This window comes from Pseudomonas sp. OV546, assembly GCF_900116845.1.
GTDB classification, from domain to species: Bacteria; Pseudomonadota; Gammaproteobacteria; order Pseudomonadales; family Pseudomonadaceae; genus Aquipseudomonas; species Aquipseudomonas petroselini.
In genome coordinates this window covers 361,677-376,969 of sequence record NZ_FPCE01000006.1, presented here as the reverse complement: position 1 = coordinate 376,969, position 15,293 = coordinate 361,677, and the positions used below count along the sequence as shown (strand labels likewise).

The window sequence follows — 15,293 nt, the reverse complement described above, 5'->3', positions numbered from 1 at the left end:
GCGCGACTGGTGACCAGGCCTTTGGCCAGGTAGTGGTCGGTGATGACCTTGAGCAGATCATTGAGCTGCGGCACGCCAAGACATTGGCCGATGTAGGGCTTGATTAGGCTGGCGCGCTCGCCTTCGGACAGCGCGTCGGCGCCGCTGAGTTCAATGGTGTTGATGGCGAAACAGCGAATGTCGGCGGGCGCTGTCGGCTTGGCGGGGGCGGCGGCTTTGCCGGGCAGGTCCTTGAGCTCTTCGAGGCGGCGCTGTTGCTCTTCGAGCAGGCGATCCTGGCGGTCACGGATCAGGTCGGTAACGCCTGGCGTGTCCTGCGGGGTTGCGCCTTGGGCCGTCCCGGCTAAGCCCAGGCATAAAAAAACGGACAGCAGGCTGAGCCCGGTCCGACGTCCGCAACGCCACATGTGTAGATCCCTCTATATGGCCCAGTGCCATCAATGGGCGGCGATCATATGGTGGCGTTATCATGGCGTCAATTAAATGTACAAATTTGTTCCATGGACGATACATGGAAAATTGGGACCGCCGCTCAGCCGTAAATGGAGGAAATTGAGACGGGCTCTTGTAAATCCAGCCAAGCACTCTAATCGCTAGGCCAATCAAAAAACCTGCATGGCTGCAGGCTCTTCTCAAGCCAGTTTCTCAATCCAGGCCGTAAATCGCCCGCTACCGCATTGCCTCCAGCGCATGCCTCACCTGCTCAACATCTACATGGACATATTTCAGGGTAGTGGCGATGCTTCGGTGCCCCAACAGGTCCTTGACGATGTGAAGGTTGCTCTTGGGTTGCTTCATCAAATCGGTAGCGATCGTATGCCGGAACCGGTGCGGGCTGATGTGCACGCCAAGCTTACGACTCAGTGCCGTGTAGAAATGTGATAGCTGACTCATATCCATCGTTCTGCGCATGTGGCGCTGGGAAAACTTGTTTACGTTGAAGAGCTGCTCGCTTTGCTTGATGCCCCGCTGTTTAGCGTTCAATAGCAAGATAGTGAAGTCGGGGGCGATTTGGCTTAGCAAAGCGGCAGCATCAGCCAGCAAAAAAAATGGGGGAGCCAACAAATTCGGCCCCCCCTTTGTCGCGTTACAGCTTGAAACGCGAAACGACAGTACGCAGTTCCCCTGCCAGCAGCGTGAGCTCCTCCGCAGTCACAGCGTTGTCCTCTATGCCCTCCATCAGCGCAACGCTACCGTTACGAATCTCGGTCACATTGCGATTGATATCCTCCGAGACGGCGTGCTGCTGAACCGCCGCGCTGGCTATCTGGGTGTTCATTCCTACGATTTGCTCAACGCCGTCATTGATTGCATCCAGGCTAGTCGAGGCCTGATCAGCGGATTCGATGCATTCCTGCGCGCGCAGTTTTCCCGCTTTCATTTGCTCGACGGCGTCGCCTGTCGCCAGTTGCAGCTCTTGGATAATCCGGCGGATCTCTTCGGTTGAGTTTTGTGTGCGCGAGGCCAGAGTTCTGACCTCGTCGGCGACCACCGCGAATCCTCGACCCTGCTCACCGGCGCGGGCCGCCTCAATGGCCGCGTTCAACGCCAGCAGGTTGGTTTGATCAGCAATGTTACGGATCACCTCAATAACGCCGCCAATCTGCTGGCTGTGTTGCGCGAGTGCCGAAACCTTTTGCGCACTGCGCTCTACCTCATCGGCCAAGGCTTCGATAGTCACGCGGGTTTCCTGCATCTTCGCCAGGCCGGTGTTTGAGGACTGGCTGGCGTGCCCAGCGGCGTGGGCGGCACCCTCGGTGTTTTGCGCCACGTCCGCAACGCTGGTGGTCATCTCGTTGATAGCCGTAGCGACTTGTTCGGTTTCGCTTTGCTGGGCGCTCATCGCGCGTTTAGCCCGGTCAATCGACAGCCCAATGCGCTCCGCCGCATCGGAGACCGATTGTGAACTGCGCTCGACCTGGGCAAGCGAGGAGCCAAAGGCTTGCACCATATGGTTAAGGCCGTTGCCCACGTCGGCCATTTCATCTTTGCCGCGCACTTGAACTCGCACGCTCAGGTCGCCCTGAGCAATGAGTTGGGTGGCAATCAAAACATCGTTGATCGTGCGACGCATGGCGCTGTAGATGCCGCTGAACACATACACCAGCAACAGGCCAAGAACGACAAACATACCTAGAATGAATAGCCGTTCCGACGTTTTTTCCTGAACTCGGCGTTCAAGCGCATTCAACAGTGCGTCTTGCAGCGTGTCTTGAGCTTTGTACAACTCAGCCACCACCGCATTGCCCTTGGTCGGCAAGTTCTGCACGCCGCTGATGATGTCGCCTGGCGCGCCAATCAATACTTCGAGGTCGGCGCGGAAGCTGTCGAGGCTCGCAAAAGCACTGGTGATCGGCGCCTGAATACTATCGGTGAGGGCGGGTTCTCTGCGGCGCAAAAGTGCCAGGCTTTGCTGAAGTTCTTTATGGATGAGTAACTCATTTTTGAGCATCGATTTGATAACGCTGCGCGCACCCGCACTCAACGTTTGCCCGTCATGTAGCCCGCTGGCCAGCCCGCGCAATTGCCCGACCATATTGATTTGTCGTGGCAGCCTCAAGGTACTCTGATCGATCATGAACAACGATGCGTAATCTTCATCCAGCACCATGCCCGACGTGGCCGATACGTAGTAAACGAAGTTCAACGTCTCGGTGAGCTGATCGTTCCAGTCGTCGAAGATGGCACTCTGATTGGCATCTGCTTTCGCCCGCTCAATCAAACGCTGCGCCCCAGAGTGCAGACGCTGCACTCGATCACCGGTTTCCAGCTGTGTGTTGAGTTGTCGGTCGGTTGCAGCCAGTTTCGAAAACGCGTCCTCCAACTTCAACTGGTTGGCCGACAGATCGGCTTGAGCGGCTCTATCCCCGCTGAGCAAGCGGTTGGTGAGCGCACGTTGCAACATCGAAAAACGCAGTACAGGCGTTACGTCCAATAGATAGCGCTGGCCTACTTGTTCCGAGCGAATGACCTCAAGGCTTCCGTTGATCTGATGGATCACGCGCGTACCGAGCAGAACCAAAGGGATTAGGACGATGATTGCAAGCACACCGAATTTCGTGGAGAAGCGTAATCGGTCAGCCAGGTGTACGGCAGGAGCAAGGATGTTCATGGAGTTCTCACAGCCCGGAATGGGACGGTTTGTAGTTGATGTGTAGTTGAGAACACTCCATTTTCTCGAATGCCTGGCTCTGTCTGGCTCATTCGGCTAATCACGTTTTATGTAATTAAACGTTTCAGACATCCTGTCGGCATTGAGATTGAGAACTTTATGAAAAGTTGTACAGATATTTATTTTTGTACAACTTATGAACGCTTTGATAGCAGTGATGTCTCCGAGCCATCACTGCTTCAAGGGAGTCTTGTAGGGTAAGCGCTGCGGTCGCTACCGGATTGATCTGTGCTGGAGGCCGTTTGTCTCCCATCGACATGTCTATAGATCTGGACCGTGTTGGTTGGCTTCTGTTGAGGCGCTGCATCCACGACACTAAATGTCAGACTGGATTTCCCCATAGAAGGACGCGCCGCAATGACGATCAAATCAGCATCTTGAAAGCCGCCTGTGATCTGACGCATCGCCTCCAAACCACTGGGAATGCCAGTAATGCTCTCGCCCTCATTGAAGTGGTAGTCGATCCTTTCAAGCGCCTCATGCGATAGCGCATAAAACGACGACAGCGACGGCTGATTATCCAGATCGATGGGCAGGATGCGGATCCCTGCATCGGCGCAGAACGCACCTAAATTGGCGCCAACCGTGGTCTTACCCGGCCCGCCTTTGGTTGAAACGACTGCAGCGACTTTCATGGAGCTTCCCTCATAATCGTAGGATTTGAGACGGCTTCATGCTGGTCACGCTGTGCGCTTTGATCACCCCGGAGAAATCCAAGGCAAAAAAAAGCCTGCATCTCTGCAGGCTTTCTCTATCTGGCTCCACGACCTGGACTCGAACCAGGGACCCAATGATTAACAGTCATTTGCTCTACCAACTGAGCTATCGCGGAATGCGCCGTATGTTACTGATTAAAAAGGAGAAGTCAAGCGTTGCCTGGCATTCGGTGGCATTAAACCGGATAGCCGGTTGAATCGGCGTGTTCCTTGGCCAACTCCAGCCAGGCCAAGGCGGCGGGTGGCAGGTGGGCGCTGGCGCGCCAGGCCAGGGCGATGTGCCAGTCGGTGTGGGGTTCGTCCAAGGGGACTAGGGCGATGCCGGCATGTTGATGTTTGTGCGCCAGCATCCGCGGCAGGAAGGCCACGCCCAGGCCGGCGGCGACCAGGTCGACGATAAAGTCGATCTGCCCGCTGCGGGCGGTCACCTTTGGGGTGACGCCTTTGTGCTCGCAGGCGGCGAGGATCTTGGCGTTCAGGGCGAAGCCCGCTTCGAACAAGATGAACGGCGAGTCCGCCAAGTCGGTGAAGTCGATGCGGGTGTGCGAAGCCAGTGGATGGCTGATGGGCAGCACGGCCATCAGCGGTTCATTGCGCACCGGTTGGTAGTTAAAGTCTTCGTCGACCGGCAGCAGCAGGGCCGCCAGGTCGACCTCTCCTGCTTCCAGGCACTCGCGCAGTTTTTTGCTGCCGTATTCGGTGAGTTCGATGTCGATGTCCGGGTAGCGGCTGCGGTAGGTGGCGAACATCGTCGCGAACAGCACACCGCAGCCAACCGGTGGCAAACCGATACGTAGCACGCCACGCTTGAGGCCACGCAGGTCGTTGATCTCGGCCACCAGATCGTTGTGCTCGGCGAGCAGCACCAAGGCACGGCGGTAGGCAATTTCGCCGGCGGCGGTGAGTTCGTTGCGGTGGCCAAGACGATTGAGCAGCGGCGTGCCCAATTCCTCTTCCAGGGTCTTGACCGCCTTACTCACGGTGGATTGGGTCAGGGACACCACCTCGGCGGCCTGGGAGAAACCACCCTGGCGCACCACTTCGACAAAGGCACGCAATGTTCTCAAGTTCATCAGTATTCCCTTGGCGACTGGATACCAGTGATAAAAGTTGTTTTTATCATGACAGAAATTTACCTATCCTGATCCGCCCTGCCTCGTGGAGACACCGTTCATGATCATCTCGTCCGCCTCCGACTACCGCGCAGCCGCCCAGCGCAAGCTGCCGCGCTTCCTGTTCGACTACATCGACGGCGGCGCCTACGCCGAACACACGATGCGTGCGAACAGTTCGGACCTGGCCGAGATCAGCCTGCGCCAGCGCATCCTGCGCAACGTGGATAACCTGAGCCTGAAAACCACAGTGTTCGGCCAGGAACTGGACATGCCGGTGATCCTCAGCCCGGTGGGCCTGACCGGCATGTATGCGCGGCGTGGTGAAGTTCAGGCGGCTAAAGCGGCGGCGAACAAAGGCGTTCCGTTCTGCCTGTCGACGGTGTCGGTGTGCCCGATTGAAGAAGTCGCGTCACAAAGCGCGCGGGCGATCTGGTTCCAACTTTATGTGCTCAAGGACCGGGGTTTTATGCGCAACGCGCTGGAGCGCGCACAAGCCGCGGGGGTCACCACACTGGTCTTTACCGTGGACATGCCCACGCCCGGCGCCCGCTATCGCGATGCGCACTCGGGCATGTCCGGCCCGTTCGCCGCGCAGCGACGTATGCTGCAGGCCATGACCAAGCCGCAGTGGGCTTTCGACGTCGGCTTGATGGGCCGCCCGCACGACCTGGGCAATATCTCCAAGTACCTGGGCAAACCCACGCATCTGGAAGACTACATCGGCTGGCTCGCCAACAACTTCGACCCGTCGATCAGTTGGAAAGACCTGGAGTGGATCCGCGAATTCTGGAAAGGCCCGATGATCATCAAAGGCATCCTCGATCCCCAGGACGCAAAGGACGCAGTGAGTTTCGGCGCCGATGGCATCGTGGTGTCCAACCATGGCGGCCGCCAACTGGACGGCGTGCTGTCCACCGCCAAGGCCCTGCCACCGATTGCCGATGCGGTGGGCGATGACCTCACGGTGTTGGTGGACTCCGGCATCCGTTCCGGGCTGGACGTGGTGCGCATGCTTGCCCTGGGGGCCAAGGCGTGCCTGCTGGGTCGCGCCAGCGCCTATGCCCTGGCTGCCGATGGCCAAAACGGCGTGGAAAACCTGCTGGACATTTTCGCCAAAGAAATGCGCGTGGCGATGACCTTGACCGGTGTAACGTCGATTGAGCAGATTGACCACACCACCCTGGTAGGCCAGCGGCAGTAAGACGGACATCAGCCAAATAACCGGCGCGCTGATTCAACGACTGCTTTCTGATTAGGGAGTAGTCGTTGTTTTATAAGAACATTTAATAATGTTAAACAAATTGGCATGAATATCGCTCTAACCAATCCCAAGCAGGTTAAGCGATGACAAGACGTGCGGCGGTGCCCAGGGGTTATAACCCACTGCAAAGCGGTCTAAACTGTTACTAATGTTTTACGGAACTGAAGGAACAGTAAGACGCTTGGCACTTGCCACTCTCATCGAGCCTGTAAGACAGCTTAGTGCTTAGAGGCCGATCGCTTATGAAAACACCTACCCAGACCAACGCAATTGACTTCGACAGTGCCAAATTGCAACGCCTGGGGTTTGGTCAGCCATCCCTCCTTCCACGCCGCCCCACGACCCTTGCTCAACTTCGCCAACAGCTCGGCCAGCAATTGCAAACCAGCCTGGAGCCGGAGCGTATCCTCGGCGTGTTCTTCCGCGAGATCCAGCGCCTGGTACCCCTGGACGCCCTGCAATACCGTCATCAAGCCAGCGACCTGCGCCTGGAATTCGGCCATCGCGGCCACCATTCGGTGAGCTACAGCCTGAGCCATGAAGGCGAACACCTGGGCGAGCTGATCTTTCGGCGTAACCAACGGTTGTCGGAAGAGGAACTCGGCCAGCTCGAATCGCTGCTGGCCCCCCTGCTCTACCCGATGCGCAACGCCCTGCTGTATCGCGCCGCCACCCGCAGTGCCCTGCGCGACCCGTTGACCGAGACCGGCAACCGCATCGCCATGGACCAGACCCTGCAACGGGAAATCGACATGGCGCGCCGGCACCTGAACCCGCTGTCCTTGTTGATGATCGACATCGATCACTTCAAGCGCATCAACGACACCCATGGCCACGCTGCGGGCGATAATGTATTGCGCGCCGTCGCCGCGGCGATCAAGGGCCAGTTGCGTAACGTGGACATGGTGTTCCGGTTTGGCGGGGAAGAGTTTCTGATCCTGCTGTCCAACACCGGCCGAGACGCGGCGGCGATGGTCGGGGAGCGCCTGCGCCAGGCGGCACAGGCCCAAGACTACTGGGCGGATGACACGCGGATCGAATTGACGGTAAGCCTCGGTTGCTCGACCTTGCTGGCCGCCGAGTCTGCCGAAAGCCTGCTGCGCCGAGCCGACACCGCGTTATACGTGGCCAAGCGCGAAGGCCGTAACCGCCTGGCGATGGCGGGGTAACCCCGCCAACGCGCGACACTTCAATGCTGGCGAGGGAGCAAGCTCCCTCACCACAGGTCAAGCTTCGCTGGCGACCCGCGCCTGGCGCTCACGCATCACTGCGGGGGCTTTCTCTTTCTCCAGGCGCATGCAGCTTTCCAGGAACAGGAACATGTAGTCGTAGCTCTTGCACACGGCTTGGCGCAGTTCTGCCTGCAGTTCCTTGGTCGGGTTCATGCCGGCCAGGGTGCAGATGATTTCCAGCGCTTCCCACGGGTGGGCATCATCGTACTGGGCGTGCATTTTCAGCCACTTCATCGCACGTTTGCGCTCTTCCTCGGGAAAAGCCGCCGCATAGACGCCGGTGGAACACACCACGGCGGACCATTCCCCGGTCGCCCCTTCGATCGCGTAGTTGGTCGCGGCGATGGCCACAATCAGCGAATCGGCGGAGCTGGTGTGCCAGCACCAATGGCTCAGTGCATGCAACTCCGGCGGTACGTTCTGGGCCTGCAACTCCTCCAGGCTCACACCATGGGCACGGGCCCAGTGCACCCAATAGTCGGCGTGGTTGAGTTCCACGCGAATATTGCGCATCAGCCAGCGGCGCGCCATGTCTTCCCCAGGATGGCGGGCAAATTTGGTCTTGGTGAGGTTCTGTGCCATGTACAAGGCAAACTGTTCCACCACTGGCCAGCCACCGATCAGGTAATGGCGCATGGTTTTGGCGCTGAGCGTGTTATCGCGCATGCGCTGGTACAGTTCGTGTTCGACAACTCGACGCTTGCTCTCGCTACAGTCCAGGATCAGTTTCTGAGCCCAGGCGGGGTAACTCGAGGCTTCCATAAGCGGGCCGGTTCTGTTGAATGTGTCGATCACTGTTAAGGCTCCTTTTTAAGTGTGATTGTACAGACCAGCAAATGTTTCAGCGGAATGTGCCGGGCGCCTTGAATAACAGAGGCTGCGGCCGCACAGGTCGACACTGCAAGCTATCAAAGGTAAACAATTGCGGTCGTTCAATCAGGTAGCCCTGAGCGTAATCCACACCAATTTCGAGTAACGCCTGTTCGATTTGCGGTGTCTCGACAAACTCTGCAATTGTGCGCTTACCCATGACGTGGCCGATGTGGTTGATCACTTCGACCATCGCGCGGTTAATCGGGTCGTCCAGCATATCCTTTACGAAACTTCCATCGATCTTCAGGAAGTCTACAGGTAAATGTTTGAGATAGGCGAATGAGGACATTCCGGCACAAAAGTCATCCAACGAGAACTGACAGCCTAAGGCTTTGAGTTCATTAATAAAGCGGATCGCACTGCCCAAGTTTGCAATAGCGCTGGTTTCGGTTATTTCAAAACAGATCATGCCGGGCGGAATTGCGTAAGTATGAAATTTCTCACGCAAAAATCCGAGAAAGTCATCATCACCAATAGTTATGCCTGACAGATTGATCGCACACATGGCCATAGGGCGACCTGGACGCTCGTGCAGGCAACGGGCGATGATCTTGAACACATTCTCCACCACCCAACGGTCCAGGGATGTCATCAGACCGTAGCGCTCGGCGGCCGGGATAAAGCTGTCGGGCAAGATGATGCGCCCGGCTTCGTCGTGCAGGCGCAGCAGGATCTCGATATGCCCATCACCACCGTCGGTCTGCCCCAGGGGTGAGATTTCCTGGGCATACAGGCAGAACCGGTTCTCTTCCAGGGCCATGTGCAGACGCTGCACCCAGGCCATTTCGCCAAAGCGCAGCGACAGTTCCGAGTCGTCGGCGTGGTACACCTGCACACGGTTGCGGCCCTTTTCCTTGGCCATGTAGCACGCCATGTCGGCGGCGCGCAGTGAGGTTTCCAGGGTGGTCGGGGTGTGCCCCAAGTGCACCAGGCCGATGCTGACGGTGGTCATGAACGGCCGGCCCTTCCACACAAAGTGCAGGCTTTGCACGGTATGGCGCAGGCTCTCGGCGATTTTCTCCGCCACCGCCGCCGGGCAATTCTCCAGCAGGATGCCGAATTCATCCCCGCCCAGGCGCGCCAGGGTGTCGCCTTCGCGCAGGTCCGATTGCAGCAGCGCGCAGATATGCCGCAGCAGCTCATCACCCGCCGCGTGGCCACAGGTGTCGTTGACCAGCTTGAACTGGTCCAGGTCAAGAAACATCAAGGCATGTCGCCCGCCGTACTGCTGAGCGGCAGGGTGCAGCACCTGTTCCAGGCGGAACTCGAATTCACGACGGTTGGCCAGGCCAGTCAGGGCGTCGTGAGTCGCCTGCCAGGACAGGTTGGCAATGTATTGACGCTCCTGGGTCATATCATGCAACACCAGCACCGCCCCGGTGACTTTACCCCCGCTGCGGATCGGCGCGCCCACCAGGGTCACCGACACCGTACTGCCATCCAGGCGTTGGATGGTTTTCGAATGCTCACTGCCGCCGCTCAATTGGCCCTTAACGATATGTTCGATCAGGGTAAAGCCGTCGGGCTGGGCATTGTCATCCAGCAAGTTGAACAGCGCTGCCAGGGGTAACCCTTGCGCCTGGGCCGAATTCCAGTGGGTCAGCGCCTCGGCCGCCGGGTTCATATAGCTGATGGCGCCGTCGACGTCGGTCGTGATCACCCCATCGCCAATCGACTCCAGGGTGATCTGCGCCCGCTCCTTCTCCTGTTGCAGGGCATCGGCAAAGGCGTGGCGCTGAGCCAGTAACTTATGCGTACGCAACAACGCCAGCACAATCAGGCCGAGCGCCGTGGCCAGGTTGGTGATCAGCAGCAACCCCAGGATCATCCGCGAGCCTTCGCCCAACGCATCACTAAAGGCCTTGGCTGCGGGCGTCACGCCTTCGTTGATGGCGATGATATGCGCCTTCCATTGCTGCACATCGTTGGCGCTGACCTGGTCGCGAGTGATCGAGCTGTGCATCTCACGCGCCAGTTCATCCAATTGCACCAGGTAGCCATCGCCGACGGTCCACAGCTCGATGGCTTTTTCCAGGTAGCTGAAATGGCGAAAATTGAGGTACAACCAGATCAGGCTGGAAACGTCATCCGGGTGGTTGCCGCCTTTGAGAATGCCCAGTCGTGCAGCGCTCAGGTCGGGCGTGGGACGGTCCAGGGCAATGCGCAGTTCATGCCCGCCCTGAGGCACGGCAATGGCGTGCTGGTACTTGAGGTAAGTGGTTTCGTCGCGGTTATCGGCGTACAGCGTCAGGTAATAGATGGCGTCTTTCTGACCCTTGGACCACAGGCTTTCGCCGGCCACATAGCCACGTACTGCCGAAAGCACGTAAAGACTGACGCAGCCTAACAATGCCTGGAACAGTACGACGGCTATAAAGGGCCAGACAATGCCCAACAGCCTTGGCGTTCCGAGAGTCCGCTTTTGCTTCATGAAGTCCCTTGCACATGCACTGCTGGATACGCACGCGAAAATCCGCTTCTGATAGCTCAGCCTAGGCTAAATCAACGCACTTGTTGCAGGTGTCCATAGAGTTTGGCGTACAGGCCGCCGTCGGCAATCAACTGTTGATGATCACCATCTTCAGCAATGTGACCGCCGTCGAAGACTAATACTCGATCGGCCTGCTTAACCGCCGACAGGCGGTGGGCAATAATCAGTGTAGTACGCCCGCTGAGGAAGCGCGCGAGCGCCTGGTGCAGGTTGTACTCGGTGGCGGCGTCCAAGGCGGAAGTCGCTTCGTCGAGGATCACCACTTTCGGCTCGGCCAACACCATGCGCGCAATCGCCAGGCGCTGACGCTGCCCGCCGGAAAACCGCACTCCGGAACGCCCCACCACGCTGTCCAGGCCCATCGGCAATGCCTTGACGGTAGCCTCCAACTGCGCAATTTCCAGTGCCTGCCAGCAGGCTTGGTCACTGCGCTCGCGGCCCATGGTCAGGTTGGCGCGCACGGTGTCGTTGAACAGCGCCGGGTGTTGCAGCACCACAGCGACGTGCTCGCGAATGGTCTCCAGGCCAATTTCCTGCTGGGTGGCGCCGCCAAATCGGATCGTCCCGGCCTGGGGCGTGTAGAGCCCGAGCAGCAGCTGCACCAGGGTGCTTTTGCCGCCACCGCTGGCGCCGACGATCGCCACCTTTTCACCGGGCGCGATGGCCAGGTTCAACTGGTCGAGCACCCGGTCTTCGCCATAGCCGAAACTGAGGCCGCGCACCTCGATGCCCACGGTTTCACGCCCGGCAAACGGGTCTTGGCCCCCGGCGTACTGCGGCTCATCGGCACGCGCCAGCAGTTCGTTGATCCGCGTCAGCGCCCCGCCCGCCGCGTAGTAGGCGTATTGCAGGTTCAGCAGCTGTTCCACCGGGCCGATCATGAACCACAGGTAACTGAACACCGCGAGCATCTGGCCAATGGACAGGTCGGAGAACAGCACCGTGAGCATCGCGGCGGCGCGGAAGATGTCGATACCAAACTGGAACAGCAAACCGCTGGCGCGGCTGGAAGCGTCGGTTTTCCACTGGGAATGGATCGCGTAGTCACGCACCTCCTGGGCACGCTGGCCGAGGCGCCCGAGGAAGAAACCCTGGCGGTTGCCGGCGCGCACTTCCTGAATGGCGTCCAGGGTTTCGGTCAGCGCCTGGGTAAAGCGCGAGGTGCTGTCGTTCTCCAGCTTCTTAAGGTATTTGACGCGCTTGCCCAACTGCACCGTGGCGTAGATCACCAGCGGGTTGAACAGCAGGATCAGCAAGGCCAGCTGCCAATGCATCCACACCAGAATGGCCGAGGTGCCCACCAGCGTCAGCATCGCCACCAGAAAGCGGCTGAGGGTTTCACCGACGAATTTATCCAGGGTGTCCAGGTCGGTGACCAGGTGCGTGGTGACCGTGCCGCTGCCCAGGCTTTCATATTCGCCCAGGGAAATACGCTTGAGCCGTTCGATCAGGCGCACGCGGATGCGGTACACGATGTCCTTGGCCAGCCGCGCAAACAGCCGCGCCTGCACCACGTTGAATACCAGCGCACCGCAGCGCAGCAACAGGGTCACCAGCAGCATCAGGCCGATATAGCCGGCCGCCTTCTGCCAACCCAGAGGCAGCGCGTGGTTCATCACGTTCAGGGCCGCATCGCCGTGGCCCAGCAGCACTTCGTCCACCAATAACGGCAACAGTAAAGGGATAGGAACGCTGCACAGGGTCGCCAGCACGGCAACGCCGTTGGCGATCCACAGGGATTTCTTGTGGCGCAGGGCCAGCCGGCGAATTTCTGCCCAGGTCAGGCGATCGGTGCGTTGAGGGCGTTCATGCACAGGTTGCCCGCTCCAGCCATCGGCCCAATAACGGCGACAGGTCGGACAACGGCTGGTAACCATTGGTCAGCAGGGCCAACTGGCCATTGCGCTCGGCCAGCAGCGTCGGGAAACCGGCGATGCCCAGATCCTGCACCCACGTAAAGTCGGCAGCGGTGGCGGCGTGTTGCTCGGCACGGTCGAAGGCGCCCGCAAACTCGATACGCGGGATGCCCGCTTGCTCGGCCAACTCCACCAACACACTGGCCAAGGTCACGTCGCGACCCTCGACATAAAATGCGCGCTGGATCAGCCCCAGCAGCGTCCAGGCACAGTCCGGCGCCAGGCTGCGGGCGGTGACGATGGCGCGGCACGCCGGCTCGGTGTCGTAGACAAAACCATCGGGCAACGCGCCTTCACGCTTGAACGGCTGGCCGGTGGCCTCGGTGACCGCCTGCCAGTGCTCCAGGATGTAGCGCCGAGTGGTTGGCTCCAGCGCCGCACCGCTGCCGGTGCGCAAGCCGCCCACCACCAGGTGCAGTTCCACGCCGGCCGCCTGGGCCTGCTCCACCAACGCCTCGGCCACCGGGGCAAAGCCCCAGCACCAGGAACACATCGGGTCCATTACGTAGAGCAGGCGCGCGGACATGGCTCAGGCCTCGGAAGGGGTTTGCTTGTAGTTGAAACCAATCGGGTGCGGCATGTTGCGGGCCTTGGCCAGCTCGATCTGCTTTTGCCGGTCGATCGCGCTGCGACGGGTTTTCTCCGGCAGCTTATCCCAGCAATGCGGGCAACTGATGCCAGCCACGTAGTGCTCGGAGGCGCGGTCTTCAACGCTCACCGGTGTGCGGCAAGCATGACATTGATCGTAGTCGCCTTCGCTCAGGTCGTGGCGTACGGTCACGCGATTATCGAAAACAAAGCAGTCGCCCTGCCACTTGGTTTCCGCCTGGGGCACCTCTTCGAGGTACTTCAGGATGCCGCCCTTGAGATGATAAACCTCATCGAAGCCTTCGCTGAGCATGTAGCTCGAGGCCTTCTCACAGCGAATGCCACCTGTGCAGAACATGGCGACTTTCTTATGCTTGGCGGGGTCGAAGTTGGCTTTGATGTAATCGGGAAATTCGCGAAAGCTGGTGGTTTTCGGGTCGATCGCGCCCTCAAACGTGCCGATGGACACTTCATAGTCGTTACGGGTGTCGATCAACAGCACTTCCGGGTCGCTGATCAGCGCGTTCCAGTCCTGCGGCTCGACGTAGGTGCCAACTTTCTTGTTCGGGTCGACGCCCTCGACGCCCAGGGTCACGATCTCTTTCTTGAGCTTGACCTTGGTGCGGTAGAACGGCTGGTCGTCGCAGTAGGATTCTTTATGGTCGATGTCGACCATGCGGGGGTCGGTCTTCAGCCAGGCCATCAGGCCATCAATGCCTTCACGGCTGCCGGAAACGGTGCCGTTGATGCCTTCTTCGGCGATCAGCAAGGTGCCTTTGATGCCGTTGTCGACCATCGCCTGCAACAGTGGCTCGCGCAGGGCGACGTAATCTTCGAGAGTGACGAACTTATACAGTGCCGCCACGACGATCGGTTGAGTCATGGGTGTTCTCTCCAGGTGGCTACCCTCGTAAGGGGTGAACCGGATGCAAAAAAAACGCGCCGGCTAAGCGGCGCGTTGCGGATTCTAACAAAATTGGCGACGTTTATGGACCGCCTCTTTACTGTGGCGAGGGGGCTTGCTCCCACTGGGCGGCGAAGCAGCCCCAACAAGCCCATGCGCCAGAGTGTCAGTGCCCGCCGGCGCAGGTCGGCGAGGCCGGGGCTGCGTCGATTTTCGCCCATTCATCAGGCGTGTAGGTATGCAGCGCCAGCGCATGAAACTCGCTCATCAGGTCACCCAGGGTGGCGTAGACCTTCTGGTGGCGCTTGACGCGGTTGAGCCCCTCGAACTGCGGGCTGACCAGCACGGCCTTGAAGTGGGTCTGCAACCCACGGCTGTGCATATGGCTTTCATCCAGCACGCTCAAGTGGTCGGTGCCCAGGGCGGCAAGCGCCGTTTCGATACGCTGTTGCATGGTCATTCCTGCTTACTTCTTCTTGGCCGGTGCGGCGGCTTTTGGCGTCAGCTCGTTGGTCATGTCTTCCAACAGCTTGTTCACCACCGGCACGGCGCTTTCCAGCTTTTGCTGGGTCATCTGGGCCGATTGCTGGGTCAGTTGCGGCATTTTTTCCAGGACTTTCTTGCCCAGTGGCGACTGGTAGAAGGCAACCAGGTCCTTGAGTTCGGATTCGCTGAAGTTGGTGGTGTAGAGCTTGACCATGTCAGGCTTCAGCTTTGGCCAGCCGATAGCCTGGTCCAGGGCGGCGTTGGCCTTGGCCTGGTAGCTGTCCAGTACGGACTGCTTGGCGGCAGGCGCCTTGGTCTGTTCGAAACGCTGGGCGAACATTTGCTGCACTTGCATGTACACCGGGGTACCCAGCTTGTCGGCATGGGCCAGGGTAAGGAAGGCTTCGGCACTGGCGTTGTGGCTGGCGGTATCGGCAAAAACCTGGCCGCTGGCGCAAACCAGAGCAACCGCGGTACAGATGGCACGAAGACGAGTCATCGAGTTTCCTTTTCTAGCAGGCGAGGTAAGACCCCAAGGG

The 15,293-nt window shown here is 59.2% G+C and carries 13 protein-coding genes, 1 tRNA gene and 3 pseudogenes; 2 read left to right on the top strand and 15 right to left on the bottom strand.

Annotated features, from left to right (window positions below; all coding sequences use genetic code 11):
- From BM403_RS16720 to BM403_RS16690, 8 genes and pseudogenes are all read right to left on the bottom strand, one after another.
- On the bottom strand, positions 1-407 hold a 407-nt coding region (locus BM403_RS16720), incomplete at its 3' end, for a POTRA domain-containing protein (protein ID WP_305883463.1).
- Positions 408-669: 262 nt separating this feature from the next.
- Positions 670-1,065 carry a site-specific integrase gene (locus BM403_RS16715; protein ID WP_046036080.1) on the bottom strand — a complete coding sequence of 132 codons (396 nt, stop codon included), beginning with the start codon at positions 1,063-1,065 and terminating at the stop codon, positions 670-672.
- A gap of 22 nt (positions 1,066-1,087) precedes the next feature.
- Positions 1,088-1,624, bottom strand: a pseudogene (locus BM403_RS32550) (methyl-accepting chemotaxis protein); the annotation flags it as partial.
- Positions 1,625-1,951: 327 nt separating this feature from the next.
- Positions 1,952-2,074 (bottom strand): annotated as a pseudogene (locus BM403_RS32545) (HAMP domain-containing protein); the annotation flags it as partial.
- 1,277 nt (positions 2,075-3,351) lie between these two features.
- Positions 3,352-3,597, bottom strand: a complete 246-nt coding sequence (locus tag BM403_RS32540) for a DnaB-like helicase C-terminal domain-containing protein (protein WP_342342586.1) — start codon at positions 3,595-3,597, stop codon at positions 3,352-3,354.
- Positions 3,598-3,807, bottom strand: a pseudogene (locus tag BM403_RS32535) (ParA family protein); the annotation flags it as partial.
- Positions 3,808-3,928: 121 nt separating this feature from the next.
- Positions 3,929-4,004, bottom strand: a tRNA-Asn gene (locus BM403_RS16695).
- Positions 4,005-4,064: 60 nt separating this feature from the next.
- Positions 4,065-4,961 carry a LysR family transcriptional regulator gene (locus BM403_RS16690; RefSeq protein WP_015885074.1) on the bottom strand — a complete coding sequence of 299 codons (897 nt, stop codon included), beginning with the start codon at positions 4,959-4,961 and terminating at the stop codon, positions 4,065-4,067.
- 100 nt (positions 4,962-5,061) lie between these two features.
- On the opposite strand from BM403_RS16690, the gene lldD reads away from it, so the two are divergent.
- Both lldD and BM403_RS16680 read left to right on the top strand, forming a co-directional pair.
- Positions 5,062-6,204, top strand: coding sequence for an FMN-dependent L-lactate dehydrogenase LldD (gene lldD / locus BM403_RS16685; RefSeq protein WP_043205692.1), 1,143 nt, complete (start codon positions 5,062-5,064; stop codon positions 6,202-6,204).
- A gap of 302 nt (positions 6,205-6,506) precedes the next feature.
- Positions 6,507-7,433 (top strand): GGDEF domain-containing protein, encoded by a 927-nt coding sequence (locus tag BM403_RS16680; protein WP_043205693.1) that lies wholly within the window; start codon positions 6,507-6,509, stop codon positions 7,431-7,433.
- Positions 7,434-7,490: 57 nt separating this feature from the next.
- On the opposite strand, the gene BM403_RS16675 is transcribed toward BM403_RS16680, so the two are convergent.
- The 7 genes from BM403_RS16675 to BM403_RS16645 all read right to left on the bottom strand — a co-directional run bounded on the left by BM403_RS16675 (position 7,491) and on the right by BM403_RS16645 (position 15,253).
- The gene (locus BM403_RS16675; RefSeq protein ID WP_252120936.1) at positions 7,491-8,258 is read right to left on the bottom strand and encodes an iron-containing redox enzyme family protein; all 768 of its coding nucleotides are present in this window, start codon (positions 8,256-8,258) and stop codon (positions 7,491-7,493) included.
- A 79-nt stretch (positions 8,259-8,337) separates the two neighbouring features.
- Positions 8,338-10,800 (bottom strand): EAL domain-containing protein, encoded by a 2,463-nt coding sequence (locus BM403_RS16670; RefSeq protein ID WP_093543789.1) that lies wholly within the window; start codon positions 10,798-10,800, stop codon positions 8,338-8,340.
- Between the two features lie 71 nt (positions 10,801-10,871).
- Positions 10,872-12,674 (bottom strand): ABC transporter ATP-binding protein, encoded by a 1,803-nt coding sequence (locus BM403_RS16665; RefSeq protein WP_093543787.1) that lies wholly within the window; start codon positions 12,672-12,674, stop codon positions 10,872-10,874.
- Positions 12,667-13,269, bottom strand: coding sequence for a DsbA family protein (locus BM403_RS16660; RefSeq protein ID WP_175538081.1), 603 nt, complete (start codon positions 13,267-13,269; stop codon positions 12,667-12,669). Before BM403_RS16660 ends, BM403_RS16665 begins: the two co-directional genes overlap by 8 nt.
- A 36-nt stretch (positions 13,270-13,305) precedes the next feature.
- Positions 13,306-14,247, bottom strand: a complete 942-nt coding sequence (locus tag BM403_RS16655) for an oxygen-dependent tRNA uridine(34) hydroxylase TrhO (protein ID WP_093543785.1) — start codon at positions 14,245-14,247, stop codon at positions 13,306-13,308.
- Positions 14,248-14,434: 187 nt separating this feature from the next.
- Positions 14,435-14,728 carry a BolA family protein gene (locus tag BM403_RS16650; protein WP_015885082.1) on the bottom strand — a complete coding sequence of 98 codons (294 nt, stop codon included), beginning with the start codon at positions 14,726-14,728 and terminating at the stop codon, positions 14,435-14,437.
- A 6-nt stretch (positions 14,729-14,734) separates the two neighbouring features.
- Positions 14,735-15,253: a DUF2059 domain-containing protein gene (locus BM403_RS16645; RefSeq protein WP_015885083.1), complete on the bottom strand. Its 519-nt coding sequence runs from the start codon at positions 15,251-15,253 to the stop codon at positions 14,735-14,737.
- Positions 15,254-15,293 lie beyond the last annotated feature (40 nt).

Coding starts and splice junctions, on each gene's coding strand:
- BM403_RS16690 (WP_015885074.1), bottom strand. CDS start 4,961: ATGAACTTGAGAACATTGCGTGCCTTTGTCGAAGTGGTGCGCCAGGGT.
- BM403_RS16650 (WP_015885082.1), bottom strand. CDS start 14,728: ATGACCATGCAACAGCGTATCGAAACGGCGCTTGCCGCCCTGGGCACC.
- BM403_RS16655 (WP_093543785.1), bottom strand. CDS start 14,247: ATGACTCAACCGATCGTCGTGGCGGCACTGTATAAGTTCGTCACTCTC.
- BM403_RS16645 (WP_015885083.1), bottom strand. CDS start 15,253: ATGACTCGTCTTCGTGCCATCTGTACCGCGGTTGCTCTGGTTTGCGCC.
- BM403_RS16675 (WP_252120936.1), bottom strand. CDS start 8,258: ATGGAAGCCTCGAGTTACCCCGCCTGGGCTCAGAAACTGATCCTGGAC.
- lldD (WP_043205692.1), top strand. CDS start 5,062: ATGATCATCTCGTCCGCCTCCGACTACCGCGCAGCCGCCCAGCGCAAG.
- BM403_RS16660 (WP_175538081.1), bottom strand. CDS start 13,269: ATGTGTTCCTGGTGCTGGGGCTTTGCCCCGGTGGCCGAGGCGTTGGTG.
- BM403_RS16680 (WP_043205693.1), top strand. CDS start 6,507: ATGAAAACACCTACCCAGACCAACGCAATTGACTTCGACAGTGCCAAA.
- BM403_RS16670 (WP_093543789.1), bottom strand. CDS start 10,800: ATGAAGCAAAAGCGGACTCTCGGAACGCCAAGGCTGTTGGGCATTGTC.